Origin of the sequence: Pelagibius sp., from assembly GCF_965249265.1 — a bacterium.
Taxonomy (GTDB): domain Bacteria; phylum Pseudomonadota; class Alphaproteobacteria; order Kiloniellales; family Kiloniellaceae; genus Pelagibius.
On record NZ_OZ252224.1, the window covers coordinates 2,171,649 to 2,196,643 of the forward strand.

At 61.8% G+C, this 24,995-nt stretch carries 24 protein-coding genes, 4 tRNA genes and 1 riboswitch; of the genes, 18 read left to right on the top strand and 10 right to left on the bottom strand.

Annotation, left to right across the window (positions count from 1 at the left end; all coding sequences use genetic code 11):
* Window positions 1-18: 18 nt before the first annotated feature.
* The 4 genes from ACP146_RS10385 to parE all read right to left on the bottom strand — a co-directional run bounded on the left by ACP146_RS10385 (window position 19) and on the right by parE (window position 4,607).
* Window positions 19-966, bottom strand: coding sequence for an ABC transporter substrate-binding protein (locus ACP146_RS10385; protein WP_422366684.1), 948 nt, complete (start codon window positions 964-966; stop codon window positions 19-21).
* 14 nt (window positions 967-980) lie between these two features.
* Window positions 981-1,793, bottom strand: a complete 813-nt coding sequence (locus tag ACP146_RS10390) for an ABC transporter ATP-binding protein (RefSeq protein WP_422366685.1) — start codon at window positions 1,791-1,793, stop codon at window positions 981-983.
* Window positions 1,790-2,212, bottom strand: a complete 423-nt coding sequence (locus ACP146_RS10395) for a DUF1636 family protein (RefSeq protein WP_422366686.1) — start codon at window positions 2,210-2,212, stop codon at window positions 1,790-1,792. The genes ACP146_RS10390 and ACP146_RS10395 overlap by 4 nt, the downstream gene beginning before the upstream one ends.
* Before the next feature lie 96 nt (window positions 2,213-2,308).
* A riboswitch (cobalamin riboswitch) is annotated at window positions 2,309-2,525 on the bottom strand.
* Window positions 2,526-2,615: 90 nt separating this feature from the next.
* Window positions 2,616-4,607 (bottom strand): DNA topoisomerase IV subunit B, encoded by a 1,992-nt coding sequence (gene parE, locus ACP146_RS10400; RefSeq protein WP_422366687.1) that lies wholly within the window; start codon window positions 4,605-4,607, stop codon window positions 2,616-2,618.
* Window positions 4,608-4,780: 173 nt separating this feature from the next.
* Between parE and ACP146_RS10405 the strand changes: the two genes are divergently transcribed.
* Together ACP146_RS10405 and ACP146_RS10410 are read left to right on the top strand one after the other, a co-directional pair.
* Window positions 4,781-5,230, top strand: coding sequence for an acyl-CoA thioesterase (locus ACP146_RS10405; protein WP_422366688.1), 450 nt, complete (start codon window positions 4,781-4,783; stop codon window positions 5,228-5,230).
* Window positions 5,227-5,601, top strand: a complete 375-nt coding sequence (locus tag ACP146_RS10410; RefSeq protein ID WP_422366689.1) for a hypothetical protein — start codon at window positions 5,227-5,229, stop codon at window positions 5,599-5,601. Before ACP146_RS10405 ends, ACP146_RS10410 begins: the two co-directional genes overlap by 4 nt.
* 6 nt (window positions 5,602-5,607) lie before the next feature.
* Here the strand turns inward: ACP146_RS10410 and ACP146_RS10415 are convergent, their stop codons facing one another.
* From ACP146_RS10415 to ACP146_RS10435, 5 genes are all read right to left on the bottom strand, one after another.
* Window positions 5,608-6,261: a transglutaminase-like cysteine peptidase gene (locus ACP146_RS10415; RefSeq protein ID WP_422366690.1), complete on the bottom strand. Its 654-nt coding sequence runs from the start codon at window positions 6,259-6,261 to the stop codon at window positions 5,608-5,610.
* Window positions 6,262-6,543: 282 nt separating this feature from the next.
* Window positions 6,544-6,777 carry a hypothetical protein gene (locus tag ACP146_RS10420; RefSeq protein WP_425032543.1) on the bottom strand — a complete coding sequence of 78 codons (234 nt, stop codon included), beginning with the start codon at window positions 6,775-6,777 and terminating at the stop codon, window positions 6,544-6,546.
* Between the two features lie 236 nt (window positions 6,778-7,013).
* Window positions 7,014-8,423, bottom strand: a complete 1,410-nt coding sequence (gene glnA, locus ACP146_RS10425; protein WP_422366692.1) for a type I glutamate--ammonia ligase — start codon at window positions 8,421-8,423, stop codon at window positions 7,014-7,016.
* A 90-nt stretch (window positions 8,424-8,513) separates the two neighbouring features.
* Entirely contained in the window at window positions 8,514-8,852 is a 339-nt protein-coding gene (locus ACP146_RS10430; protein ID WP_422366693.1) for a P-II family nitrogen regulator, read from the bottom strand.
* Between the two features lie 190 nt (window positions 8,853-9,042).
* Window positions 9,043-10,230: a pyridoxal phosphate-dependent aminotransferase gene (locus tag ACP146_RS10435; RefSeq protein WP_422366694.1), complete on the bottom strand. Its 1,188-nt coding sequence runs from the start codon at window positions 10,228-10,230 to the stop codon at window positions 9,043-9,045.
* Between the two features lie 193 nt (window positions 10,231-10,423).
* On the opposite strand from ACP146_RS10435, the gene ACP146_RS10440 reads away from it, so the two are divergent.
* Together ACP146_RS10440 and ACP146_RS10445 are read left to right on the top strand one after the other, a co-directional pair.
* On the top strand, window positions 10,424-10,912 hold the full coding sequence (locus ACP146_RS10440; RefSeq protein ID WP_422366695.1) for a helix-turn-helix domain-containing protein: 489 nt from the start codon (window positions 10,424-10,426) through the stop codon (window positions 10,910-10,912).
* Window positions 10,913-11,121: 209 nt separating this feature from the next.
* Window positions 11,122-11,198, top strand: a tRNA-His gene (locus ACP146_RS10445).
* Window positions 11,199-11,223: 25 nt separating this feature from the next.
* Here ACP146_RS10445 and ACP146_RS10450 read toward each other — a convergent pair.
* A complete protein-coding gene (locus ACP146_RS10450) occupies window positions 11,224-12,174 on the bottom strand; it encodes a hypothetical protein (RefSeq protein ID WP_422366696.1) in 951 nt (316 codons plus the stop codon).
* A gap of 539 nt (window positions 12,175-12,713) precedes the next feature.
* Here ACP146_RS10450 and ACP146_RS10455 point away from each other — a divergent pair.
* The 14 genes from ACP146_RS10455 to ACP146_RS10520 all read left to right on the top strand — a co-directional run bounded on the left by ACP146_RS10455 (window position 12,714) and on the right by ACP146_RS10520 (window position 24,988).
* Window positions 12,714-13,466: an HpcH/HpaI aldolase family protein gene (locus ACP146_RS10455; protein ID WP_425032545.1), complete on the top strand. Its 753-nt coding sequence runs from the start codon at window positions 12,714-12,716 to the stop codon at window positions 13,464-13,466.
* Window positions 13,467-13,482: 16 nt separating this feature from the next.
* Window positions 13,483-14,991 carry an NAD(P)H-hydrate dehydratase gene (locus tag ACP146_RS10460; protein WP_422366698.1) on the top strand — a complete coding sequence of 503 codons (1,509 nt, stop codon included), beginning with the start codon at window positions 13,483-13,485 and terminating at the stop codon, window positions 14,989-14,991.
* A gap of 164 nt (window positions 14,992-15,155) precedes the next feature.
* Complete coding sequence (locus ACP146_RS10465; protein WP_422366699.1) at window positions 15,156-15,440, top strand: hypothetical protein; 285 nt, start codon at window positions 15,156-15,158, stop codon at window positions 15,438-15,440.
* Window positions 15,441-15,546: 106 nt separating this feature from the next.
* A complete protein-coding gene (locus tag ACP146_RS10470) occupies window positions 15,547-15,888 on the top strand; it encodes a hypothetical protein (RefSeq protein WP_422366700.1) in 342 nt (113 codons plus the stop codon).
* A 179-nt stretch (window positions 15,889-16,067) separates the two neighbouring features.
* Window positions 16,068-16,152: transfer RNA gene (locus ACP146_RS10475), tRNA-Leu, on the top strand.
* A gap of 92 nt (window positions 16,153-16,244) precedes the next feature.
* Window positions 16,245-17,696 carry a trigger factor gene (gene tig, locus ACP146_RS10480; protein WP_422366701.1) on the top strand — a complete coding sequence of 484 codons (1,452 nt, stop codon included), beginning with the start codon at window positions 16,245-16,247 and terminating at the stop codon, window positions 17,694-17,696.
* Window positions 17,697-17,808: 112 nt separating this feature from the next.
* The gene (locus tag ACP146_RS10485) at window positions 17,809-18,486 is read left to right on the top strand and encodes an ATP-dependent Clp protease proteolytic subunit (protein ID WP_422366702.1); all 678 of its coding nucleotides are present in this window, start codon (window positions 17,809-17,811) and stop codon (window positions 18,484-18,486) included.
* A 293-nt stretch (window positions 18,487-18,779) separates the two neighbouring features.
* A complete protein-coding gene (gene clpX, locus ACP146_RS10490) occupies window positions 18,780-20,045 on the top strand; it encodes an ATP-dependent Clp protease ATP-binding subunit ClpX (protein ID WP_422366703.1) in 1,266 nt (421 codons plus the stop codon).
* A gap of 144 nt (window positions 20,046-20,189) precedes the next feature.
* Window positions 20,190-22,601 carry an endopeptidase La gene (lon, locus tag ACP146_RS10495; protein WP_422366704.1) on the top strand — a complete coding sequence of 804 codons (2,412 nt, stop codon included), beginning with the start codon at window positions 20,190-20,192 and terminating at the stop codon, window positions 22,599-22,601.
* Between the two features lie 193 nt (window positions 22,602-22,794).
* Complete coding sequence (locus ACP146_RS10500; protein WP_422366705.1) at window positions 22,795-23,067, top strand: HU family DNA-binding protein; 273 nt, start codon at window positions 22,795-22,797, stop codon at window positions 23,065-23,067.
* Window positions 23,068-23,294: 227 nt separating this feature from the next.
* Window positions 23,295-23,370, top strand: a tRNA-Val gene (locus tag ACP146_RS10505).
* Window positions 23,371-23,703: 333 nt separating this feature from the next.
* Window positions 23,704-23,780: transfer RNA gene (locus ACP146_RS10510), tRNA-Asp, on the top strand.
* A gap of 285 nt (window positions 23,781-24,065) precedes the next feature.
* Window positions 24,066-24,431 carry an NADH-quinone oxidoreductase subunit A gene (locus ACP146_RS10515; RefSeq protein WP_422366706.1) on the top strand — a complete coding sequence of 122 codons (366 nt, stop codon included), beginning with the start codon at window positions 24,066-24,068 and terminating at the stop codon, window positions 24,429-24,431.
* On the top strand, window positions 24,422-24,988 hold the full coding sequence (locus tag ACP146_RS10520; protein ID WP_422366707.1) for a NuoB/complex I 20 kDa subunit family protein: 567 nt from the start codon (window positions 24,422-24,424) through the stop codon (window positions 24,986-24,988). The genes ACP146_RS10515 and ACP146_RS10520 overlap by 10 nt, the downstream gene beginning before the upstream one ends.
* Window positions 24,989-24,995 lie beyond the last annotated feature (7 nt).

Sequence of the window (24,995 nt, forward strand, 5' to 3'; positions counted from 1 at the left end):
AGGCGGATCACAGGCCGATCAGAAGGCTTTGGGATTCATCGCTTCTGCAATCTTGGCGATGGCGGCGATGTTTGCAGGGCCGGGCGTCAGTTCCTCATAGCGAAGCGCAACGAAGCGTTCGGCCTTGACCGCATCGGTTTCCTTCATGGCCGGATGGGACCGCAGCCAGTCGAGAAGGCCCTGGGCGCCGGTACCCTGCTGATAGTCGAGCAAAATCAGAAACTGGGGATTTGACGCGGCGACGGCTTCCCACGACGACCGTCCCCAACTCGTTTCCATGTCGCCGGTGACGTTGACGCCGCCGGCAGCTTCGATCATCGCGTTGACAAGGGCGTACTTGCCTGCAGTGAAGGGTTTGTCCTCACCTGAGTCGAACAGGAACACCCGGGTTCCCTTCGCATCACCAATCTTGGCCGTGATGTCCGCAAGCTGGGCTTGCCAGCCCTCCACCAGCGCTTCGGCTTCGGCGCGCTTGCCGAAGACGGCGCCCAGACGCAGAACGTCTTTGTAGAGCAGATCCATGGAGGCCGGTGGTTGGGATTTCTTCAGGTGGATGCAGCTTTCAGAGAGGATCAGGGTCTTGATGCCGTGGGGGGCAAGCGTGTCGGGGGTGACGTCCCCGCCGGGCTTCATCCCATAGTACCAGCCGGCAAAGAAAGCGTCCGGGGCCGCCGCGACCAGCGTTTCGACCGTCGGGTACTTGGGTGCCAGTTCGGGGATAGTGCCCCTCTTGATCTCGAACTCCGGGCTTGTTTTGTACCAGCCCGAGATTCCAGTCACGCCGACCATCCGGTCCTGAAGGCCGAGCGCAAAGGCCATCTCGGACATATTGATGTCGTGGACGACCATGCGCTCTGGTGCCTTCTCGAAAGTCAGAGGTTCTCCGCAGTTGTCCACCGTCACCGGAAAGGCCTGGGCCGTGCCCGCGACTGCGAGGCTGAACAGGGTAGGCAAGAGGTACTTCATCGAACGAACTTCCTTCAATTTGAGGCGGAATGATTGTTGCTGACGGGGATATCCAGGACGGAAACCACGCGGTCCTCCGTCGGATGGGCCAGATGCAAGAAATCGACACCGAAGACCTGGTGCACCGCTTGCGCGGTCAGTACGTCTGCGGTGCGCCCGGCGGCCACCACACGGCCGCGGTTCATGAGAAGCGTGTGGCTGGCAAGCTTGGGGATCAGCGCCAGTTCGTGCAGCACACACAGACTGGTGATGCCGCGGGCGAAAAGAAGGGACAAGAGCGTCCCCTTGGCCTTCGGATCCAAGTGGTTGGTGGGTTCGTCCAGAAACAGGATGTCCGGTTTCTGGCATAGCGCACGCGCCACCGAGGCGCGTTGCAGTTCGCCGCCTGAGATCTGTCCGAGAGGGCTCGATTCCTTGCCAGCAAGCCGAAGCTCTGCGATTGCTTCTTCGATTGCGTGTTCATTTTCCGCGCGTGAGGCTTTTGTCCTGTGCGGGATGCGGCCAAGGGCAACGTAATCGTAGACGCTCAGCCGACGATCCGGTTCGTCCAGTTGACCGACATAGGCAATCCTGCGGGCGCGCTGCAGCGGTGTGTAGTCTTTGAAAGGTCTGCCGCAGAGGTGAAGCGAGCCCTTTGTCGGGGCCAGCAGGCCGGCCAGCATGCGCAGCAGAGTCGACTTGCCCGCGCCGTTGGGGCCTGCGATGGCCACCATATCACCGGCCCGGACGGTGGCACTTGCATCCACCACAAGGGCGTTGCCGGCGCCGGCCCGGTAGGTGAGCCCGCTGGCTTCAAGCACGGCTGGATTGCCGCACGAGTCCGTCATGGCGCGATCTCTCCATCGATACTGGTGAGGCTGTTCAGCGCGGGCACCCTGGCCAGCGTTTTTGTGGCGAGGGCGGCAGGCCGCTCGTCACAGCGGGTCCAGCCGTTGGCGGAAGTCTTATAGAGCCGCGCGAAAGCGACAAGCGCCTCTGTGTCGCTCGGCTCGATATCGCCAAACAGGTAGGTTGCCTTGCCGTCGCCCTGAAAGGCGACAGTAGCGGGGCGGTCGCAGCCGGCCATACAGGCAATGCCGATAACCGAAAAACTCTGCGATACGCCGTCACCAGCCGCGGTTCCGACAGCGGTCCGCAAGCTCCCGATCAGATCGTCGCCGGAATTCTCTCCGGTCTTCGGATGTCGGCAGGTTGTGCAGACGACGATACGATGGCTGCGGTCGGCGGGCTCGGAAGGGGTTGTCATGGCCAGTTCTGGTCTTTGCGTTCGGACGAGAACTGCGGAACAACCGGCAGAGCAAACAGTGCGTGCCATTCCATCCCTCGGAAACACCCCGTCCCGGTTTAGACTGTGGCGATGGCAGGTCTCCTGGCTCGCGGCTCGTCGCTTTGCACCCGCCTTCCCGACCCGTCGGATCAGTGGCTCTGTCAGGTGCTCGCTCACCGCTTACAGTTGCGGGGGCAGCCACGGTCTTGGTCCCTGATGGGTACGCCTCACCGTGTTCCCTTTTCATCCGCCTTACGTTCGTATCGGCAGAACCATCGGCTCGCACTTTGGGATAGTTTGCGTGCCGTTGCAATCAAATTGACGGGTTACCGGCAAGTGTTCCGCTATGGCGCTCCCCGACCGCGCCAATGACGCTAGCGGTTCAGACGTCGATCTCTTCGACGAAGCGGGCGTTCTCCTGAATGAAGGCGAAGCGGGCCTCGGGCTTGCGGCCCATCAGGCGCTCGATCATATCCGCCGCCTTCTTCTCCTCCGCCGCCGGGCTCTTGTCGCCTTCGGCGGCGATGGTCACCCGCAGCAGGGTGCGCTTGGCCGGGTCCATGGTGGTTTCCTTGAGTTGCCGCGCCGGCATCTCGCCCAGGCCCTTGAAGCGGCTGACGTCGATCTTACCGCGGCCCTTGAAGTGGGACTTCATAAGCTCGTCTTTGTCCGCGTCGTCCATGGCATAGACGCTTTCGCTGCCCTGGGTCAGGCGATAGAGCGGCGGTTGGGCCAGATAGAGGCGGCCGCTTTCGATGAGGCCGGGCATCTCGCGGTAGAAGAAGGTGATCAGCAAAGAGGCGATGTGGGCGCCATCGACATCGGCATCGGTCATGATGACGACGCGCTCGTAGCGCAGCTTGTCGATATCGAAGTTGCCGCGGGTGCCGCACCCCAGTGCCTGGGTAATGTCGGCGATTTCCTGGTTGGACTTCAGCTTGTCGGCCGAGGCGCTGGCCACGTTCAGGATCTTGCCGCGCAGGGGCAGCACGGCCTGGGTCTCGCGGGCGCGTGCCTGCTTTGCCGAGCCGCCAGCGGAATCGCCCTCGACCAGAAAAACCTCCGTTCCCTCCGAGCGGTTGCGGCTGCAATCCGACAGCTTGCCCGGCAGGCGCAGCTTGCGCGTCGCCGACTTGCGGTTCTGTTCCTTTTCCTGACGCCGGCGCAGGCGCTCTTCGGCGCGCTCGACGAAACGCTCCAGCAGCATGCGCGCGCGTTCCGGGTGGCCGGAGAGCCAGTGGTCGAAGTGGTCCTTGATGGAGGTTTCCACCAGCTTCGTCGCGGCTGCCGTTGCCAGCTTCTCCTTGGTCTGGCCCTGAAACTGTGGGTCGCGGATGAACAGCGACAACATGGCGCTGGCGCCGCCCAGGGCATCGTCCGAGGTGACCTGGCCGGTCTTCTTGTTGCCGGTCATCTCGCCGTAGGCCTTCAGACTCTTTAACAGGCCGGAGCGCAGGCCGGCTTCATGGCTGCCCCCTTCGGGTGTCGCCACGGTGTTGCAGTAGGAATTGAGGAAGCCGTTCTCGTCGGCGGGCCAGGTGATTGCCCACTCGACCCGGCCTTGGCCGTCGGGCAGCTTGGCCTCGCCCTCAAAGGGGTCGGGCGTCAGGGTCTTGCGTTTGCCCAGGGTCGCAGCGAGATAGTCGGAAAGACCATTGGGGAAGTGCAGGGTGTCGTTCTCCGGCACCTCGTCGCCCTTCGACAGCAGCTTCTTGTCGCAGGCCCAGCGGATTTCCACGCCGCGATAGAGGTAGGCCTTGGAGCGCGCCATGCGATAGAGCTGCGCCGGCCGGAAGGCTGCTTCCTCACCGAAGATCGTCGGGTCGGGATGGAACAGGATCGTGGTGCCGCGCCGGTTGTTGACCGGTTTGCCCTTGGACAGCTTGGTCTTGGGCTTGCCCTTGTTGTAGGTCTGTTCGTAGAGCTTCTTGTCGCGGGCGACCTGAATGATCAACTCGTCCGCCAGAGCGTTCACGACGGAGAGGCCGACCCCGTGCAGGCCGCCGGAGGTCTCATAGGCCTTTTGGGAGAATTTTGCACCGGAGTGCAGCGTCGTCAGGATCACTTCCAGGGCCGACTTGGGCTTGAACTTGGGGTGGGGGTCGACCGGGATGCCGCGCCCGTTGTCGGCGACCACCACTACGTTGCCTTCGTGCAGTTCCAGTTCGATGCGGCTGGCGTGGCCGGCGACGGCCTCGTCCATGGCGTTGTCCAGCACCTCGGCGACCAGGTGGTGCATCGCCCGCTCATCGCTGCCCCCGATGTACATGCCCGGTCGCCGGCGGACCGGCTCCAGCCCCTCCAGGACTTCGATATCCTTGGCGGAATAGTTGTCCGGTGATTTCTTCGATGTCGATTGAAAGAGGTCTGCCATCTTGGCCCGTATTCTGACTGAAGAACTGTTCTTGAAAGGTTTAAGTAGGCGACGATCCTGCCGCTGCCCGGGGGACGGCCGCTTGGCAAAAGAATCGCACTATACGGTATGGTACCTTATGTTGGTCCCCGATATCTAGTTGTGGAGAGGGGACTTGTCCATGCCCAAACGCTATGACGTCTGAGACATCCGGACCGGCCGGCCAACCGCGCGGCGCGCTCGCCACCCGTACGCTGGCGATGCCGGCCGACGCCAATCCCAGCGGCGATATCTTCGGCGGCTGGGTCTTGTCGCAGATGGATATTGCCGGCGGGATCACGGCCGGAACCTTTGCTGCAGGGCGCGTGGCGACGGTGGCGGTGGACGCCATGACCTTTCACCGCCCTGTCTATGTCGGCGATGTGCTCTGCACCTATGCCGATATCATCCGGCGCGGCCGCACCTCTCTGGCCATCCATATCGAAGCCTGGGCCCAGCGCGGGCGCCAGGGCGACCGGGTGAAGGTGACCCAGGGCGTTTTCACCTTTGTGGCGATCGATGACCAGGGCAAGCCACGGCCGTTACCGGAGGTCATGGTCAGCGGGACCGATCATCTGACAGACAAAGAGGAACCGGCTGCATGAGAAAAGCGATACTGGGTGCCTTGGCCGCGGCAGTCCTTGGCTTCTCCATTACGACCGCCCTGGCGGGCGAGGCCGATGTGATCGCCGTTGAGGCGGTGCAGGAGGGCGATAACACTTGGCGCTTCTCCGTCACCGTCCGCCATGCCGACGAGGGTTGGGATCACTATGCCGACCGCTGGCAGGTGGTGGCGCCGGACGGAACAGTGCTGGGTACGCGCGTGCTTTTGCATCCGCATGAGAATGAACAGCCTTTCACACGCTCGCTCGGCGGTGTGGTCATTCCCGAAGGTGTGGATCAGGTGGTCGTGCGCGCGCACGACTCGGTTCACGGCGACGGCGGCGCGGAGATCCAGGTGAAGCTGAAACGCTGACCGCGCTCAAGCTGTCGGCAGCTTGCGCCACAGGCCGAAAGGGGCCCCCGGGTCTTCCCGCGCGATCCAGCGGTAGGGGAGCCGGCGCCAGGGCTCCACGTGGCGGCGCCGGTTATCGAGGGCATAAACACCCCTGTCGCTGTGCACGAGCAATACCGCGTGCCCCTGGCCGCTCTCGATATGGCAGGCAGCCAGGGTTAGGGCCGAACGGGGCCAGCCGTATTTCTGACAGAGCGTGAACAGCTTGCGGATGGCGTAGTCCTCGCAATCGCCTTCCGACTCCACCAACTGCCAGCGGTCGGGTCCGTCTGGGCGAAAGCGGATCAGGCGATTGACCTGTTGGTGGACCAGGGCCAGCTCGACTTCGCGCGCGTGCGTCAGTGCCACGGGCGCCAGGGGCTCGGCCGAAAGATCGAGTTCCGGATGCTGTTTGATCAGTTTGAACCAGGCCGCCGGTGCCGCGCGAAATCCGGCCGCACGCATGGCGGAGGAGGGTGGCAAGGTAGCCGGCAGGGTGGTCAGGTTGGCGCCGCCGGGTGCAGGCAGTGCACAGGTCGCCGTGACGCCCGCAAGGACGCCGATCAGGCGGCGCCGGGAAAGGTCGGAGGGCTTAGCGGCGGACTCGGACGAGGCGTCGCGGTGGTTGTCTATGGAAGGCACGCTGGACTCCAGGCAATGGAATTGACTGCCGGAGTGATAGGCTAATTACTGTGGTTGAGGCGTGCTATATTGGAGGTGTTATTATGATATCAAAAAGAAAAAAGGATGTTATTTAAAATATATTAACTATCAATTAGTAATTAGGAGATAATTCCAATTCATTATTCATCTTTTTTCAATAAATGCACGCTGTGCATGCACCCCTGACAGGCACTGCAGAGGCGCTGAGCCAGGGTCAGTAAGCGTGCCGCCGAAACTGCCGTTTCGTTTCTTCAGTTGGCTTCAGGGGCCAATGTGATCGGCATTTCCCGTCGCTTCTGCTGCAGAATCCCGCCGCCGCGCTTCGGGTGCCGCAAGACTGAGCCTTTCTTCCGAGATCGCCATGCGCGGTGGTATGGGCCGCGCCTCTGCCGTGGTGACCCATGGCACATAGGTCGCCCGCGGAAAGGCGACGACACCAAGAACTAAGAAGGACGCCACGACGACACTGCGCCAAGTCACTGCTATCAACATCACAAAAACAAACCACCTCAAGAAACGATGGTCCCTTTTTAGAGTGTTTCTTGTGCTTCGGGCGTGATCTCTCGGCGGCAGAAATATGGTGAAAATAAAGCCGTTCTGTGTTCTCGCACGACTGTTTACGCTTCCTTAACCTCGATCAATATCGGACAGCAAAAAAAGCCCCGCCGACTCGCGCCGGCGGGGCTTCATACGCTTGTGTGGTCTGACGGCGGACTTCCCTCCGCTGAGGATCAGACCGAGTAGTACATCTTGAACTCGACCGGATGCGGGGCGTGTTCGAACTGGTAGACCTCTTCCCACTTCAGTTCCGCGTAGGCTGCGATCTGATCTTTGCTGAAGACGTCTCCGGCCAGCAGGAATTCGTGGTCGGCTTCCAGAGCTTCGATGGCTTCACGCAGAGAACCACAGACGGTCGGTACGTCGGCCAGCTCTTCCGGCGGCAGGTCATAGAGATCTTTGTCCATGGCGTCGCCCGGGTGGTACTTGTTCTTGATACCGTCGAGGCCGGCCATGAGCATGGCGGAGAACGCCAGATAAGGGTTGGCCGTCGGATCGGGGAAGCGCACCTCGACGCGCTTTGCGTTGGGGCTGTCGCCATAGGGAATGCGGCAGGAGGCCGAGCGGTTGCGCGCCGAATAAGCCAGCAGCACCGGCGCCTCGAAGCCCGGGATCAGGCGCTTGTAGCTATTGGTCGAGGGGTTGGTGAAAGCGTTCAGCGCCTTGGCGTGCTTGATGATGCCGCCGATGTAGTGGAGGCAGGTTTCCGACAGCCCCGCATAGCCGTCGCCGGCGAACAGCGGATTGCCGTCTTTCCAGATCGACTGGTGGGTGTGCATGCCGGAGCCGTTGTCGTCGGCGATCGGCTTCGGCATGAAGGTCGCCGACTTGCCGTACTGGTGGGCGACCTGGTGCACGACATACTTGTAGATCTGCATGCCGTCGGCAGCCTGAACCAGCGGGGCGAACTTGATGCCCAACTCGTGCTGGGAGGGCGCTACCTCGTGGTGATGTTTTTCGACCGCCAGGCCCATATCGCCCATCACCTTCAGCATCTCCGCGCGCAGGTCCATGGCGGAATCGACCGGCGGCACCGGGAAGTAACCGCCCTTGATGCCCGGCCGGTGACCCATGTTGCCGTCCTCGAAAATCGAGCCGGTGTTATAGGGGCCTTCGTCGGAATCGAGGAAGTAGTAGGTCTGGTTCTGCGATACGTCGAAGCGCACATCGTCAAAGACGAAGAATTCGGCCTCAGGCCCCCAGAAGCTCTGATCGCCGACGCCGGAGGACTTCACATAGTTTTGGGCGCGCACGGCGGTGGATCGCGGATCGCGATGATAGAGCTGGCCGGTGGAGGGCTCGACGATGTTGCAGAAGAGAATCAACTGCGGAAGGTTTGAGAAGGGGTCCATCACGGCGGAGGAGAGGTCCGGGCGCAGGATCATGTCGGACTCATTGATCGCCTTCCAGCCGGCAATCGACGATCCGTCGAACATGATGCCTTCGGTGAGCGCATCTTCATCGACCGCATCGACATGCATTGCCAGATGCTGCCATTTGCCGCGCGGGTCGGTGAAGCGGTAGTCGACGTAAACAACTCTCTGATCTTTGATCATCTCGAGGATGGTTTTTGCATCTGACATGGATGTTCTTTCCGTTTCTTCGAACCTTGTGATGGATGTTTGTTCGGCCGCCCGGAGCCTGTTGGTGTCCTGCGGGCCGAGATGATACGGCTAGACCGCCGCGGCCCCGCGTTCTCCCGTGCGGATGCGGATTGATTCTTCGATACCGCTGACAAAGATCTTGCCGTCGCCGATGCGGCCGGTATGGGCGGCCTGCTGGATCGCCTCGACGGCCCGTTCGACCAGTTCGTCTTCAAGAACCACTTCGACCTTCACCTTCGGCAGGAAGTCGACGACGTATTCGGCGCCCCGATAGAGCTCGGTATGACCCTTCTGGCGTCCGAAGCCTTTGGCCTCGGTGACAGTGATGCCTTTGATACCCACTTCGTGGAGCGCTTCCTTCACTTCATCCAGCTTGAAAGGCTTGATGATCGCTTCGATCTTTTTCATCGCGTGTTAGGGCCTCATATCCGGTGCTGATCGATCCCGGCAGCAGCGTGCCAGACTGACGCTTAAGCAGGAGGCGTGCCAAAAGGCGCGGAGACCGGAAGATCACGGGGTTTAGGGCTTGGCCGGCGTGCGATATCGCCGCTGCTTTGGTTTGTCTGCCTACAAACTGTGCAGTCTGGGCAAAAACTGATCACGCGACGCCGGATTGCCGGCTTTCCAGATGGGCGCCGATGCGCTCCAGCGCCAGACGGATGTTGTCCAGGGAGTTGGCGTAGGACAGGCGGAGATAACCTTCGCCGAAGCGCCCGAAGGAGGTTCCGGCGATGATGGCGATTCCGGCCTCTTCGAGAAGCTCCAGCTCCAAGGTCTTGGCCGGGATGCCGGTCCCCGTGATGTTAGGGAATGCGTAGAAGGCCCCCGCCGGCTCAACACAAGAGACGCCGGGCAGGGCGTTGAGGGCGCCGTGGATTGCCCGCCGCCGCACATCGAAGGCCGACATCATTTCCGCGACTGCATCCTGCGGCCCGCGCAGCGCGGCCAGGCCGGCAAACTGGGCCGAGGCATTGACGCAGGAGTGACAGTTGATGGCCAGACGCGTGGCCGTCTCCGCCAGGCCCTTGGGCCAAACGGCGAAGCCGAGCCGCCAGCCGGTCATGGCGTAGGTCTTGCTCCACCCGTCCAGCATGATCACCCGGTCGCGGATTTCCGGATACTGCAGCAGGCTGACGTGCTCACGCCCGTCGTAGAGCATCTGGCTGTAGATCTCGTCGGAAAGGATCGTGACCTGCGGATGGGCGTCCAAGCCTTCGACCAGCCGGTCGACTTCCTCGCGCGGGGTGACGCCCCCGGTCGGGTTGGCCGGGCTGTTGATGATGATCAGCCGGGTTTGCGGGGTGATGGACTCGAGCACGGCCTCGGCGGAGAAGGCGAAGCCCTTGTCTTCGGAAAGGGCGATGGGGACGGCCTTGGCGCCGGAGAAGTTGATCACCGACTCATAAATGGGGAAGCCGGGGTTGGGATAGAGAATCTCCGCGCCGGGTTCGCCGAACATCAGCATGGCGAAGAACATCGTCACCTTGCCGCCGGGCACCACCACCACCGTGTCCGGATCCACCTGGACGTTGTGGCGCAGTTCCAGGTCTTCGGCGACGGCTTCGCGCAGTTCCAGAATCCCGTTGGCCGGGGTATAGCCGTGATGCCCGTCGCGCAGCGCCTTCACGGCGGCCTCGACGACATGCTCCGGCGTCTGAAAGTCGGGTTGGCCGATGCCCAGGTTGATGATCGACTTGCCCTGCTGCTCCAGCGCCTTGGCGCGGGCCAGAACTTCGAAAGCGCTTTCGGTACCGAGGCGCCCGATGGCTGTGGCCAGTTGATTCATTTCCGCCGTTTCCTTCTTTTCCAACCTTTTTTCAGGCGGCTGCACACTAAGGCAGGGGTACGGGATGCCGCAAGAAGCCAGGGGTGCGGGATGCCGCAAACCCATGCCTTGCCGAAACCGGCCGTTTCGGGTTCTTTGCCCTGGGGTCTGAGAGTTGAGGGCGCCGTCGGTGGCCGGATGAGCGCGCGTCGGTTTGACAATCCGCTTTTTGTCCCTAGGCTCCGCCCGCGTCAGGACGATTGCGGATCGTCGGCTGGCAGATCATTGCGAACCGGAGGACTCAGCTATCAAAACCGAGAGCCTTAGTGCAGAAGATCAGGGTCACGCGGACACCATCGGCAGCAGGATTGGCTGCGCCCGAGAAGCCGCCGGGCTGACGGCCGCGCAGGCTGCCCGTCGCCTGGCTGTGAAAACAGCGACTTGGCAGGCCTGGGAGAGCGACCGGTCGGAGCCCCGGTCCAACAAACTGATCATGATCGCCGGCACTCTGGCGGTCAGCCCGGCTTGGCTGCTGACGGGGCGGGGCGAGGGCCCGGTTGAAGGTGTTGGGGATGATATCCAGCTGCTCATTCAGGAATTGCGGCTGGTCTCGCGCGAAGTCGATACAGCCAAAGCCCGCTTAGATGCCATTTTGCGCCGGCTCGAGACCTTCCACTCCTATAACCATGTCGAGTCGATATAACTCATAGTGTCAGCGCTGCCTGGAGCCGGAGCAGAGGGCTCTGCGCAGGCAGCAGCCCGGAGCATGGCCGGGGGTATGGCTGGGGCAGGGGGCAAGGCGCCGCAAAGCGCGAACGATGCCGGTGCGCGGCGCTTGACGCCCCCGAAACAAGGGCTTAAACACGCCCCTTCGAGAGCGCGCGCCGATGCCGTGTTCTCCGTCTTCGGATGGTGGCTGTAGCTCAGTTGGTTAGAGCGCCTGGTTGTGGTCCAGGAGGCCGTGGGTTCAAGTCCCATCAGCCACCCCATTCCCCCGTTACCTTGATGCCGCCCCTATGGAAGGTCGCCGACAGCCGGTATGCCGAAGCTGTCGCGCACGGCGGTGTTGCTGCGGCTTCTCTGCAGATTGGCGAGCAGGCTCGAAAGGCGCCACTCCTGTACCGCAGGCGCCGGACCGAGGTCGAGCGACAGCGTGAAGCCGATGGCATAGCCCCCGGCGCTGTCGGCCGACAGGTCGGAGCCGATAAGAAAAGGTCCGAAACGCTGGTCCAGGCCGACGCTGGCCTCCGACAACGCGGAGGCCGGCTTGTGCGTGACATCGATGGTTGCGCCGATGCCGTCATTCATTGGCCAACGCGAGCCGAAGGCCAGCTCGGTGATTTGCCTGTCGGGCAGAATCCCGTAATCGATGCGGCCCTGATGGTCGCCCCCCATCCAGTCGAAACCAAAGGAAAGCCCGCCCCCGATGGTCTGGGTCGTCTCGCCGTCCGCTGCAAAGCCCTGGTCAATGGAAAGGCGGGTGCCAATGCGCAGATGCGGAAAGGTCAGGCCGCCGTCGACTGCGACATCGAGATCCTGCTGCCCCGATTGACGTTGGCGGTATTCGCCGCTGAGACCGAGCGGCAGGGTCACGCCCTCCGCCACACCGAAACTTCCGGACATGCCGAGCCGGCTTTGCCGCGTGACGCGGTTCGCAGTCTCATCCTCGCCGTCAGATTGGCCATCCGCGATGTTCAGCCGGGCCAGGTGCTCCTGGTGCAGGGCGGTGAGACGCAGCGGCCCAAGATTGAGGCGCGCCGTGACCTCGCCGGTGGCCGCGCCCCCTTCGTCCATGACCAGGTCCAAACCATCGACCCAGCCGAAGCGATCGAGAATCCCCCAGCCTTTCGAGAGGTCGAAGCCGTCGCCGCGGCTTGCGGAGTTGGCGCTGAGGACGCAAGAGGCGGCTAGTCCTGCAAGGAGGCTGCTTTTCAGCCGTCGACGCAGAGGCGATCTGTTTTTCATGAAACGGCTAACTCTTGAAATCCCTGGCCCTTCGCGGCGCGGTAACCTTTCATTAAGAAATCATAAAGTAATTCTGTTAATATTCCGTAAACCATATTTAGAAAACACGTTTCACGTGAAACAAGAGATTTTGGTAAGTAATATAGAATTAGAATACTGAATATTGATTAAGTAAACGTGCTGAAATGCACAGTCTTTGATCCGTTTCGTGGGCTGCCCGCAAGAATTCTGTGGCACTGAAGTGTCCTGTGGCAGAACTGTGACCAGTCAACGGTTTCAGTTTGTTGTCGGCCAGGCTGAAATGTTGTTTCGGGTGCGCTCAACGCAGGGCGTGGGCGGGAGGAGGAATCGCTTCGCCTTTTCAGGAAACCTGCTATCAGGCCGCGAATACTTGGCCGAAGGTTCTGCGGCGTCACTTTGACGCGTTCTTAGGGGAAACCCACGCTGGCCGATGCAACCCGGCGCCTTGCGCGCTAGACTGCTGAAAGAAGATGCAAATTTGGGGGAGGTTGAGGTTGCAGGATGAGTTAAAGGCGGCAATGCGCGCAGGGCGTCCCGCCGTTGGGTTTTGGTGTGAGCTGTTCAGCCCGGCCGCGGCCGAGATCATGGCCTCCGCCGGCTATGACTGCGTGATGATCGACTGCGAGCACGGCCCGGGCGATACGGGCTCGGCAATCGAGATCATGCGCGCTATCGATTCTTCGGGCTGTACGCCCCTGGTACGTGTTCCGGGCAACGATCAGGGCTGGATCAAGCGCCTGTTGGATGCCGGCGCCCGGGGGGTGATGGTCCCGGCGGTAAACAGCGCGGCCGAGGCCGAGGCCGCGGTTGCCGCCTGCCACTATCCCCCAAGGGGCGTACGCGGCATGGCGGCGCCCATTGTACGTGCTTCGGGATATGGTCGGGACTGGCAGGGGTATGTCAGGCAGTCTGCCGAATCCCTGTTGGTTATCTGCCAGATCGAGAGCAAACAGGCTCTGGACTGCGTCGATGCGATCGCCGCCATCGAGCAATTGGACATGATCTTCATTGGGCCTTTTGATCTCTCGGCCAGTCTCGGCTTCATGGGCGAGCCCGACCATCCGGAGGTACGGCGCGCCATCACCGAGGCGGAGAAAGCCGCGAAGGCGCAGGGCTGCCTGCTGGGCGGTATCCCGACACCCGAACGCCCGGCCCAGGCCCTCTATGAGGCCGGCTATGACCTCGTCCTGGCGGATATGGACGTGGTGATACTGCGCGACGGTGCGATGGCCAGTGTGTCATCGCTGATGACGGCGGCGGGCCGGCGTTGAGGGGAAGGGACCGTCTGTGACCGCTTTGCCTTCTCCTTTGGCCAATCAGGGCGCTTCAGGCTCGGAAATCCTGACGGTGGAGCAAATGTACGCCGCAGATTGCCTGACCATCGCTGGCGGGATTGCCGGACGTGATCTGATGGAGACGGCGGGCGCGGCGGTTGCGGAAAGCGTCCGCCGGCAAGCAGCGGCAGGGGACGCGATCCTCGTACTCTGCGGTCCCGGGAACAACGGTGGAGACGGTTTTGTCGCGGCGCGGCACTTGAAGAAGGCCGGCTATCCCGTGCAGCTCGCGCTCTTGGGTGATCTCGCGGCGCTGAAAGGCGATGCGGCTGCGGCGGCAGATGACTGGGATGGCCCTGTGGAACCCCTCGACGCGGTCGCTCTGGAAGGCATCGCTCTGGTCGTGGACGGGCTCTTCGGCGCCGGGCTCAACCGGGCGTTGGAGGGCGCCGCGGCGGCGGCGGTCCGCGCCGTCACCGCCGCCGGGCTTCCCGTCGTCGCCATCGACGTGCCGAGCGGCGTCACCGGCAATCGTGGAGAGCCCTGGGACGGGCCGGTCTTTCAGGCCGATGCTACGGTAACCTTTTTTCGTAAGAAACCTGCACACCTTCTTGTCCCCGCTCGATTCTTCTGCGGAGAAGTTGAAGTCGCACAAATCGGTATCGCTGACGAGGTGCTGCAGGAGATAGCGCCCCGGCAGTTCGAGAACGGGCCGCCGCTCTGGGGCGCGGCATTTCCCCGGCGGGCGGCGGCTGCCCACAAATATCAAGCGGGCCATGCCTTGGTCCTGGGCGGTGCGGAGATGACCGGCGCGGGCCAATTGGCGTCGCGGGCGGCGCTGCGCATGGGGGCAGGGCTGGTCAGCCTGGCCTGCAGCCCGGAAAGCCTGCCGATCTACGCCCTGGCAAACCCCAGTGTCATCACACTGCCGCTGCACAAGGCTGGAGACTTCGCCTCGGCCCTTTCGGACCCGCGCCGAAATGCCGTGCTTCTGGGCCCCGGCAACGGTGTCACCGAGGAAACCCGGGAGAGGGCGGTCCTGGCCTTGAGATCCGGGCGCAACCTGGTTCTGGATGCTGACGCCCTGTCGGTTTTCGAAGGGCAGTCGGACTCGCTTTTTGCGTTGATTGCGGCATCGCCGGGGCAGGTGGTGCTGACCCCCCACGATGGCGAGTTCAAGCGGCTGTTTCCGGGCCTTGCCGGGGATCGTCTGGCGCGCGCGCGGGCAGCCGCGTCGCAAAGCGGCGCCACTTTGGTGCTGAAGGGCCCCGATACGGTGGTCGCCGAGCCCGGGGGCGCGGCTTCTATCAACGGTTCTGCGCCGCCCTGGCTAGCCACCGCCGGCACCGGCGACGTCCTCGCGGGCATGATTGTCGGGCTGCTGGCTCAGGATATGTCGCCTTTTCTGGCGGCTTCCGCGGCTGTTTGGCTGCACGGGCAGGTTGCCGAGGGCTTTGGCCCGGGGATGATCTCGGAGGATCTGCCCGATGCGCTGCCGGGGGTTCTGCAGCGCGTCATCTAGGCCTTTCGACAGCCTGTGGATGACTGGAATTTATTCAATAATTTTAGGTAGTTCCCCTTTAATCGTTAACGAAAACTTCATGTCTGAAAGCGCAAAATACCGATACTGGGGTCAAGGAATGGCCTGTTCGGGGGGGTGGCCTTGATGGAAAAGGTATTGAAATCATGCTTTCAACGCATTGGTTTAAGCAACCACAGCGCAGCGACACGATAAAAGTCGGCCGCGTCTACCAGCGTGCCCATGACGGCAACATCGTCGAAACCGCGAAGGTGATTGATGTCGGCAGCGATGCTCTGGGCATTCCCCACGTAACCTACGAGGTTTCCGTCGAGCGGGCGCGTCTCGCCAAGTACGAAGAGCGCCGCACGCTCGGTCTGGAGACCTTTGTCGAGCGTTTTCGCGAGTCGATCGCCGCCGATCGGCCTGTCGTCGAAAAGCACGACGCCTGAGCACCGGCAGAGGTTGCCCTAGAGGCGCAGCGGATCTCCTGAAGGGTCCGCACCGGCCTCACTGACATTAATCCTACGTCAAAGATTTGGCTCTAAGTTGATCGACATGCTTACGACGCGACAGGAAAAAACAGCGACGACGGCCCGGCCCGCCAGCCTCTGGCGCCAGCTGTCCGGCGCCTTTGGCGGCGGCGAGGGCCGCAGCCTGTTTTCCAAGCGCAGCATCGATCCGGCCAGTGTGAAAGCCGGCCGGGTTTTCCGTCACAGCGACGGTTCCGGGCGCTGCGAAACGGCCACTGTCGTGGGACTCTGCGACATCTTGGGCATGCCCCATGTCCGCTATGATCTGCGGATCGATCAGCCCGGCCACCGGCCCTTCGAGGACGGTTCGCGGGTCCTGGGCATGAAGACTTTCATCGAGCATTTTCGCGAGGCCGTCGGCTCCTGATTCCGGCCCGCCGGCGCCCTTGATCAGCTCCGCCGCCGCCCGGCATTCCGGGCGCAGCCGCCCCCGGGGCGGCAAACCCCACCAAAATCGCCGATATCAGCGGTATTCCAGGCTCTTTCGGGCCCTCTTGCTATTGCGTGTCCGGCTGCGATGATATACATCGGCCCTCCGCGGAGAGCGCGGGCGTGGCGGAACTGGTAGACGCGCTGGTTTTAGGTACCAGTGGAGTGATCCGTGGGGGTTCGAGTCCCTCCGCCCGCACCAGCGTTCTGCGGCAGGAAAACCTTAGTTGCCTGACAGGTCAGGCTCCTCTCGTATCCCTATTTCAGACAAGGCTCGGAAAGGCCTAGCCGATCATGCAGGTCACGGAAGTAAGCAGCGAAGGCTTGAAGCGCGATTTCAAGGTGGTCATCGGGGCCAAGGAAATCGGCGATAAGGTTGAGGCCCGTTTGCGGGAGCTCAGCAGCAAGGTGAAGATTCCCGGCTTCAGGCCCGGAAAAGCGCCCCTCAAGCTGTTGAAGCAACGCTATGGCCCTTCGGTCATGGGCGAGGTGCTGGAACGCGCGGTCACCGACTCCTCGGCCCAGGCGCTGAACGAGCGCGGGCTGCGTCCGGCTGTGCAGCCGAAGATCGAGATCGTCTCCTTCGACGACGGTAAGGATCTGGAATACAGCATGGCCATCGAGCTGCTGCCCGAGATCGAGCCCATGGATTTCTCCACGATCGAGCTTGAACGCCTGAAGATCGCCGTGCCCGAGGAAGACGTCGCCTCGGCGCTGGATCGCCTGGCCTCGTCGCGTAAGGAGTCCAAGCCGCTCGAGAAGCCGCGCAAGGCCCAGGCCGGCGATATCCTGGTGATGGATTTTGCCGGCACCGTGCATGGCGAGGCCCTGCCCGGCATGGCTGCTGAAGACCACCATCTCGAGCTCGGCTCGAACAGTTTCATCGAGGGTTTCGAAGACCAACTGATCGGTGTCGATGCGGGTGAGTCCCGCGAGGTGAAGGTGACTTTCCCCGAAGCCTACGGCAACGAGAAGCTGGCTGGCCAGCCCGCGGTTTTTCAGTGCACGATCAAGGAGATCCACGAGCCGGTTGCCGTCGAGCTTGACGACGAGATGGCCAAATCGATGGGCGCGGAAAACCTCGAAGATCTGCGCAGCAAGGTCAAGGAGCGGCTCGGCGCGGACTACGACGGCTTGTCGCGTATGCGGATGAAGCGCGAGATCCTCGACAAACTGGCCGATGCCCACGATTTCGGTGTGCCGGGCAGCATGGTCGATCTGGAATTCGATGCGATCTGGAAGCAGGTCGAAGCGGACCGGGAAAAGGGCAATGTCGATCCGGACGATGAGGGCAAGGAAGACGACGAGGTCAAGGAGGAGTACCGGGTGATCGCCGAGCGGCGGGTGCGCCTGGGTCTCCTGCTCTCAGAAGTCGGGCGCCTGAACCAGATCGATGTCGCACAGGAAGAGGTCAATCAGGCCCTGTTTCAGGAAGCGCAGCGCTATCCCGGGCAGGAGCAGCAGGTTCTGGAGTTCTATAAATCGAATCCGGAGGCCCTGGCTCAACTGCGCGCGCCTTTGTTTGAGGACAAGGTGATCGATTTCATCATCGACCTCGCAAAGGTCTCCGAGCGCGAGGTGTCGCCGGAGGAACTGCGCGAAGAAGAAGAAAAGGATGCCGCGGCAGCCGAAAAATCGGCGAAAGCGGCTAAAAAGCCGGCCAAAAAGGCAGCCGGCAAAGGGAAGGCCAAGACCAAGAAAGCGGAAGCAGCCGAAGACGCCGGGAAGGACGAGGAGCCGTCATAACAACGCACCTGCCGTGCGGAGCTTGTGGTCTGGGCCGCCAAGGCCTAGATCTGTCTCTGTCCCCACCCAAAAGCGTCGCCATCTTTGAGGCTATCGCAATAGAGGAAGGTCTATGAGCTACCTGTCTGATCCGGTCCTGAATCACCACGAAACGGTGATGAACAATTTGGTGCCCATGGTGGTCGAGCAGACCAGCCGCGGCGAGCGCGCCTATGACATCTATTCGCGTCTGCTGAAAGAACGCATCATCTTCCTGACCGGCCCCGTCCATGATGCGGTGGCCAGCCTGATCTGCGCCCAGCTGCTTTATCTCGAGTCGGAGAACCCGACCCAGGACATCTTCTTCTATATCAACTCGCCCGGCGGCGTGGTCACCTCCGGTTTGGCCATGTACGACACCATGCAGTACATCCGCCCGGACGTTCAGACCGTCTGCATCGGCCAAGCGGCATCAGCCGGTTCGCTTCTGCTGATGGCCGGCGCGGCGGGCAAGCGCTTTTCGCTGCCGAATTCGAAGATCATGATCCATCAGCCCTCCGGCGGCTATCAGGGCCAGGTCACCGACATCCAGATCCACGCCGAGGATATCCTGCGCACCCGGACCCGCCTGAACGAGCTCTATGTCGAGCACTGCGGCCAGGACATGGACACGATCGAGCAGGCCATGGAGCGCGATAACTTCATGTCGCCTGAAGCGGCGAAGGACTTCGGTCTGATTGACGAAGTGGTGACCCAGCGTCCGGGTTCGGATGGTGACGGTGCTGCGGCGCCGGCCGGGAAAGAAGGGTAGGCGGGACCCGCTGAAAAGGTCCCCGGGGCTGCCCCTGTGTCATGGCTGTTCTGTAATTGTTTGTGGTCAACCAAATCAACCACAAGCTTAGATTGCAGAACCGTGCCCCAGGGGCCGTCTTTCTATTAATAGATTATTGAGTCCTGACAATTAGGCTCAAATTGCTGTGTTGATGATCGGGCCTTTCGGCGCCCACGACCGAAGCAGGAGCACTCCGGTTTTTTGTCGTTGTGTGGTTACGGGCCGTTTGACTAACATGGCAATATGAGGAACAGGCGCCTAGATAAAGCGGTATGACCAAGTCAAGCGGCAGCGATTCAAAGAACACCCTCTATTGCTCCTTCTGCGGCAAGAGCCAGCACGAGGTGCGCAAGCTCATTGCCGGCCCGACGGTATTCATCTGCGATGAATGCGTCGAGCTCTGCATGGACATCATTCGCGAAGAGCACAAGACGACCCTGGTGAAGTCGCGTGACGGGGTGCCGACACCACAGGACATCTGCACGGTGTTGGACGACTACGTCATCGGCCAGGGCCACGCCAAGCGCGTGCTCTCGGTAGCGGTGCATAACCACTACAAGCGGCTGGCCCATGGCGCGAAGTCTGCCGACGTGGAGCTGGCGAAGTCGAACATCCTGCTGATCGGCCCGACCGGCTGCGGCAAGACGCTGCTTGCCCAGACGCTGGCGCGGATCCTCGATGTGCCTTTCACCATGGCGGATGCGACGACACTCACCGAGGCGGGCTACGTCGGCGAGGACGTTGAAAACATCATCCTGAAGCTGCTGCAGTCGGCCGACTACAATGTCGAGCGTGCGCAGCGCGGCATCGTCTACATCGACGAAGTCGACAAGATCAGCCGCAAGTCCGACAACCCCTCCATCACCCGCGACGTCTCTGGCGAGGGTGTGCAGCAGGCGCTGCTGAAGATCATGGAGGGAACGGTGGCTTCGGTGCCGCCACAGGGCGGGCGCAAGCATCCGCAGCAGGAATTCCTGCAGGTCGACACCACCAATATCCTCTTCATCTGCGGCGGCGCCTTTGCCGGCCTCGACAAGTTGATCGCCGGTCGCGGCAAGGGTACGTCGATTGGTTTTGGGGCCGACGTCCGCGGTCCGGACGACCGGGCCACCGGTGAAGTTCTGAAGGAAGTGGAGCCCGAGGATCTTCTGAAGTTCGGTCTGATTCCCGAGTTCGTCGGTCGCCTGCCGGTGGTCGCCACGCTGGAGGATCTGGACGAGGACGCCTTGATCGAGATTCTGACCCAGCCCAAGAACGCGCTGGTGAAGCAGTACGAGCGGCTGTTCGAGATGGAAGACGTTCGGGTGGACTTCACCGAAGACGCCTTACGCGCGATTGCCAAGAAGGCAATTATACGCAAAACAGGTGCGCGCGGGCTTCGCTCCATCATGGAGGGAATCCTCCTCGATCCCATGTACGACCTGCCCGGCCTTGAAGGCGTGGAGGAGATCGTCATCAATCGGGAGGTTGTCGACGGGCGCGCAAAGCCGCTCTACATCTACACCGATCGCCGTGAGGATCTGGGGACAAGCGCTTAAGCGTTTGTTTTTCCTGCGCTATTCCTGGGCCTTGAAGTCCCGGTGAGAATCTACAATTTTTAAACAGAAGCACCTTAGACTGGCGCTTCAGCCGATGTTCGCCGGTATCTCGCCAGCCGGCCTCCGTTTATCAAACGAGGTATCATGTTAGAACTCGCCCGCGGCAATCTCTTCCCCGTCCTGCCCTTGCGCGACATCGTGGTCTTTCCGCACATGATCGTGCCGCTCTTCGTCGGCCGCGATAAGTCGGTACGGGCCCTGGAAGACGTGATGAAAGACGACAAGCAGATCCTGCTTGTCACGCAGAAGAACGCGGCGCAGGACGATCCGACGCCGCCCGATATCTATTCCGTCGGCACCATCGGAACCGTGCTGCAGCTTCTGAAGCTTCCGGACGGCACCGTGAAGGTGCTGGTCGAGGGTGGACAGCGTGCGCGGATCACGAAGTATGCCGACACCGATGACTTCTTCCAGGCCTATGCCGAGGTCGTCCAGGACGACGACGGCGACGACCGGGAACTGGATGCGCTGGCGCGCACCGTGGTCTCGCAGTTCGAGCAGTACATCAAGCTGAACAAGAAGATCCCGCCGGAAGTTCTGGTCTCGATCAACCAGATCGACGATTTCAGCAAGCTTGCGGACACGGTGGCCTCGCACCTGGCACTGAAGATTCCCGAGAAGCAGGAACTGCTGGAGAGCGAAACCGTCAGCGACCGCCTGGAAAAGGTCTATGCCTTCATGGAAGGCGAGATCGGTGTGCTCCAGGTCGAAAAGCGCATCCGCAACCGCGTAAAGCGCCAGATGGAGAAGACCCAGCGCGAGTACTATCTGAATGAGCAGCTGAAGGCGATCCAGAAGGAACTGGGTGAGGGCGAAGACGGCCGCGACGAGCTCGCCGAACTGGAAGAGCGCATCAAGGCGACGAAGCTGACCAAGGAAGCCAGTGAGAAAGCGCTGGCTGAATTGAAGAAGCTGCGCTCCATGAGCCCGATGTCCGCCGAAGCGACGGTGGTGCGCAACTATCTCGATTGGATCCTGTCGATTCCCTGGAAGAAGCGCACCAAGATCAAGCGCGACATCAACAACGCGCAGGAGATCCTGGACGCCGATCACTATGGCCTGGAGAAGGTCAAGGAACGCATCCTTGAGTATCTTGCGGTTCAGCAGCGCATGAAAAAGGTGAAGGGTCCGATCCTTTGCCTCGTCGGCCCGCCGGGCGTGGGTAAGACCTCTTTGGGCAAGTCGATCGCGAAGGCGACCGGCCGCAACTTCGTGCGTATGAGCCTTGGCGGCGTGCGCGACGAAGCCGAGGTGCGCGGCCACCGCCGGACCTACATCGGCTCGATGCCCGGCAAGGTCATCCAGAGCATGAAGAAGGCCAAGTCGTCGAATCCGCTGTTCCTCCTCGATGAGGTCGACAAGCTGGGTGCCGACTGGCGTGGCGATCCTTCCTCCGCGCTGTTGGAGGTTTTGGACCCCGAGCAGAACGGCGCGTTCAACGACCACTATCTTGAGGTCGACTACGATCTTTCCGACGTGATGTTCGTGACCACGGCCAACACCCTGCGGATGCCCGGGCCACTGCTCGACCGCATGGAGGTGATTCGCATCCCGGGTTATACCGAGGATGAGAAAGCCCAGATCGCCCTGCGCTATCTGATCCCCAAGCAGATGAAGGATCACGGCATCAAGCCGGAGGAATGGTCGATCTCCAGCCAGGCGCTGCTCGATCTGATCCGCCACTACACCCGCGAGGCGGGGGTTCGTAACCTGGAACGCGAAGTCGCCGGGCTGGTGCGCAAGGCGGTCAAAGAGATCGCCATGACCAAAGCCGATACGGTCTCGGTCACCCGCCGCAATCTCGAAAAGTATGCCGGCGTACCGCGCTACCGCCACGGCGAGGCGGAAGAGGAAGATCTGGTCGGTGTGACCACCGGCCTTGCCTGGACCGAGGTTGGCGGCGAGCTGCTGTCGATCGAGGCGGTCACGCTGCCCGGCAAGGGCAAGGTGACGGCGACCGGCAAGCTGGGCGACGTCATGAAGGAGTCGATCCAGGCGGCGGAATCCTATGTGAAGAGCCGGGCTGTCGACTACGGAATCAAGCCGACCGTCTTCGAGCGCAAGGACATCCACGTCCACGTGCCTGAAGGGGCAACGCCGAAAGACGGCCCGTCGGCGGGCGTTGCCATGGTGACGGCAATCGTCTCCGTGCTGACCGGCAACGCGGTGCGCCGCGATGTCGCGATGACCGGCGAGGTGACTCTGAGAGGGCGGGTTCTGCCGATCGGCGGCTTGAAGGAAAAGCTGCTGGCGGCGTTGCGCGCCAACATCAAGACCGTTCTCATTCCCAAGGAGAACGAGAAGGATCTTGCCGACATTCCGGATAACGTGAAGCGGGGAATGGAGATCGTTCCGACCTCGACCGTGGACGAGGTTCTTGAGCGGGCATTGGTCGAAAAGCTGATCCCGATCGAATGGAACGAATCGGATGAAGAGCTTGCCGCGACTCGGAGCGCCGAAGGCGACCAGAGTCGGTCAGGTTTGGTCACGCACTGACAACGACTCGGATTTGCCCGATTCGTTAGCGGATTTGTGGGGGGTGTTTAGCCCAAAACCGGCTAAAACCCCTGCATTTCTGCGCTTCTCACGTTGACGCCGCTCGATTCTGCGATCTACAATTCGCACCTCCTCGGAGCGGTTTTCTTTATCTCTCTGCACTTCCTATCCCTACTGTTAGAAGGGGGTTCACGTGAACAAGAATGATCTGGTAGCAGTTGTCGCGGACAAGACCGGCTTGTCAAAAGCCGATGCGACAAAGTCGGTTGATGGCGTCTTCGACGCGATCACCGAGTCGCTGAAGTCCGGTAGCGAAGTTCGGCTCGTCGGTTTCGGCACCTTCACTGTAACAAAGCGTGCCGCGTCTCAGGGCCGCAACCCGCGCACGGGCGAGCCGATTCAGATCAAGGCGTCCATGCAGCCGAAATTCAAGGCCGGCAAGGGTCTGAAGGACGCAGTAAACTAGTTTCTTTGCGCTTTGCGCAGACGTCGCCGGCCGCCCCGCTTGCATCGGAGGCGGCCGGTGCTATTTTGGGTCCCGCGCTGGTCACACCATAACGCCGTTATTCGCTTTGCGAAGGTGTCGTGATGGTAGAGGCAGCACAGTAACGGCGCCGGCGTTAAGGCAGGTTCGGGAAGCGGACAGGTCTGATTGCTGCGAGGAGCGGCAGTACCCCTGCCGTATCTCATCAAGGGCGGTTAGCTCAGCTGGCAGAGCATCGCGTTTACACCGCGAGTGTCGGCGGTTCGATCCCGTCACCGCCCACCATTCCTCCCCGCCCACCATTCCTCCCCGCCCACCATTCCTCCCCGCCGGTGTTTCTTCCCTGGGTTCTATCCGGCTTGCCGTGCCCCTGCGGCATGCTGCAGGGCTGCCGCTGGAGCCCGGACGGCGGCTTCCAGGCCGCTGCGACGGAGCGACTTGGGGTTCCTTTAAGGGCTTTAGTAAGGGCTTGGTGGCAAACTCACCTTTCGGGCCCGCCGGGTCTGGGGTCGGGCTGAAAGCCGGATTTGACAAAAAACCTAGGAAAAGCGGTCCCGCTGCATGCGGCATTGCTTGACACCATGGGGGCGGTGGAGTACATCACCGCGTCCCAGCTAAGGGGGTGTAGCTCAGTTGGTTAGAGCGCCGGCCTGTCACGCCGGAGGCCGCGGGTTCGAGTCCCGTCACTCCCGCCAGTTTCCTGGCTTATTCCCGTCATAGGTTTGCTGTCGCGATCAGCGGCTTATCTGCGCGACAGAACGCCGCGCTGCGACCGGCATTTTCGTATTGCCGCTTTCCCGGGAATCCCTGGCGATCTATATTTCAATTAGGTGAAAGCGTTAGGGGTGCTGCGCTGAACGAATGACCTTGCATTGCAGCATCCCTTGCGGCAGTAAACGCTCGTTGGCTTGCTCTGCAGCCTAAGCTGCCGGGGGCCTGCGGGAACGACACGCCGAAAATGGCGGGCAGGAGAGTGACGCATGAATGCCTTGTTGGCCGAGTATCTGCCGATCCTCATCTTCCTTGGGATTGCGATCGGGCTGTCGGTAGTGATTGTCGCGGCCTCCTACATCGTGGCCCGCCAGCGCCCCGACTCGGAGAAGGTCTCCGCCTACGAGTGCGGATTCGAGGCTTTCGACGATGCGCGCAGCCGTTTCGACGTGCGCTTCTATCTCGTGGCCATCCTGTTCATCATTTTCGATCTTGAGGTGGCGTTTCTGTTCCCCTGGGCCGTGGCCCTGGGCGACATCGGGCTTTTCGGATTTTGGTCGATGGTGATTTTCCTTGGGATCCTGACCATCGGCTTCATCTACGAGTGGAAAAAGGGAGCCTTGGAATGGGAGTAGAGCGTTCAGCGCCGGTGATGTCTCCTGACCAGGCCGGGGCGCCTTTGGCGCCGGGTGCGGCTCAGGATGCGGTGATCAGCCGGGTGGCGACCGAGATTTCCGACAAGGGCTTTGTGGTTGCCCAGATGGACAAGTTGGCGGCCTGGGCCCAGTCGGGCTCTCTCTGGCCAATGACTTTCGGCTTGGCGTGTTGTGCCGTTGAGATGATGCACACCGCCTGCAGCCGCTATGATATCGACCGCTTCGGCATGGTGTTCCGGCCCAGCCCGCGCCAATCGGACGTGATGATCGTCGCCGGCACCCTGACCAACAAAATGGCGCCGGCGCTGCGCAAGGTCTATGACCAGATGCCGGAGCCGCGCTGGGTGATCTCCATGGGCTCCTGCGCCAACGGCGGCGGCTACTACCATTACTCCTACTCGGTGGTGCGGGGCTGTGACCGGATCGTGCCGGTCGACATCTATGTTCCCGGCTGCCCGCCGACGGCGGAGGCCCTGCTTTACGGCATCATACAGCTCCAGAAGAAGATTAAGCGCAGCGCCGCGATCGCGCGCTGACGGCCTG

Bases quoted from the DNA above. Each gene is read 5' to 3' on its own strand.
- ACP146_RS10465 (WP_422366699.1), top strand. From the start codon at position 15,156: ATGCTTTCAACGCATTGGTTTAAGCAACCACAGCGCAGCGACACGATA.
- ACP146_RS10455 (WP_425032545.1), top strand. From the start codon at position 12,714: ATGCGCGCAGGGCGTCCCGCCGTTGGGTTTTGGTGTGAGCTGTTCAGC.
- tig (WP_422366701.1), top strand. From the start codon at position 16,245: ATGCAGGTCACGGAAGTAAGCAGCGAAGGCTTGAAGCGCGATTTCAAG.
- ACP146_RS10430 (WP_422366693.1), bottom strand. From the start codon at position 8,852: ATGAAAAAGATCGAAGCGATCATCAAGCCTTTCAAGCTGGATGAAGTG.
- clpX (WP_422366703.1), top strand. From the start codon at position 18,780: ATGACCAAGTCAAGCGGCAGCGATTCAAAGAACACCCTCTATTGCTCC.
- ACP146_RS10435 (WP_422366694.1), bottom strand. From the start codon at position 10,230: ATGAATCAACTGGCCACAGCCATCGGGCGCCTCGGTACCGAAAGCGCT.
- lon (WP_422366704.1), top strand. From the start codon at position 20,190: ATGTTAGAACTCGCCCGCGGCAATCTCTTCCCCGTCCTGCCCTTGCGC.
- ACP146_RS10405 (WP_422366688.1), top strand. From the start codon at position 4,781: ATGACGTCTGAGACATCCGGACCGGCCGGCCAACCGCGCGGCGCGCTC.
- ACP146_RS10395 (WP_422366686.1), bottom strand. From the start codon at position 2,212: ATGACAACCCCTTCCGAGCCCGCCGACCGCAGCCATCGTATCGTCGTC.
- ACP146_RS10385 (WP_422366684.1), bottom strand. From the start codon at position 966: ATGAAGTACCTCTTGCCTACCCTGTTCAGCCTCGCAGTCGCGGGCACG.
- ACP146_RS10450 (WP_422366696.1), bottom strand. From the start codon at position 12,174: ATGAAAAACAGATCGCCTCTGCGTCGACGGCTGAAAAGCAGCCTCCTT.
- ACP146_RS10410 (WP_422366689.1), top strand. From the start codon at position 5,227: ATGAGAAAAGCGATACTGGGTGCCTTGGCCGCGGCAGTCCTTGGCTTC.
- ACP146_RS10470 (WP_422366700.1), top strand. From the start codon at position 15,547: ATGCTTACGACGCGACAGGAAAAAACAGCGACGACGGCCCGGCCCGCC.
- ACP146_RS10485 (WP_422366702.1), top strand. From the start codon at position 17,809: ATGAGCTACCTGTCTGATCCGGTCCTGAATCACCACGAAACGGTGATG.
- parE (WP_422366687.1), bottom strand. From the start codon at position 4,607: ATGGCAGACCTCTTTCAATCGACATCGAAGAAATCACCGGACAACTAT.
- glnA (WP_422366692.1), bottom strand. From the start codon at position 8,423: ATGTCAGATGCAAAAACCATCCTCGAGATGATCAAAGATCAGAGAGTT.
- ACP146_RS10520 (WP_422366707.1), top strand. From the start codon at position 24,422: ATGGGAGTAGAGCGTTCAGCGCCGGTGATGTCTCCTGACCAGGCCGGG.
- ACP146_RS10390 (WP_422366685.1), bottom strand. From the start codon at position 1,793: ATGACGGACTCGTGCGGCAATCCAGCCGTGCTTGAAGCCAGCGGGCTC.
- ACP146_RS10515 (WP_422366706.1), top strand. From the start codon at position 24,066: ATGAATGCCTTGTTGGCCGAGTATCTGCCGATCCTCATCTTCCTTGGG.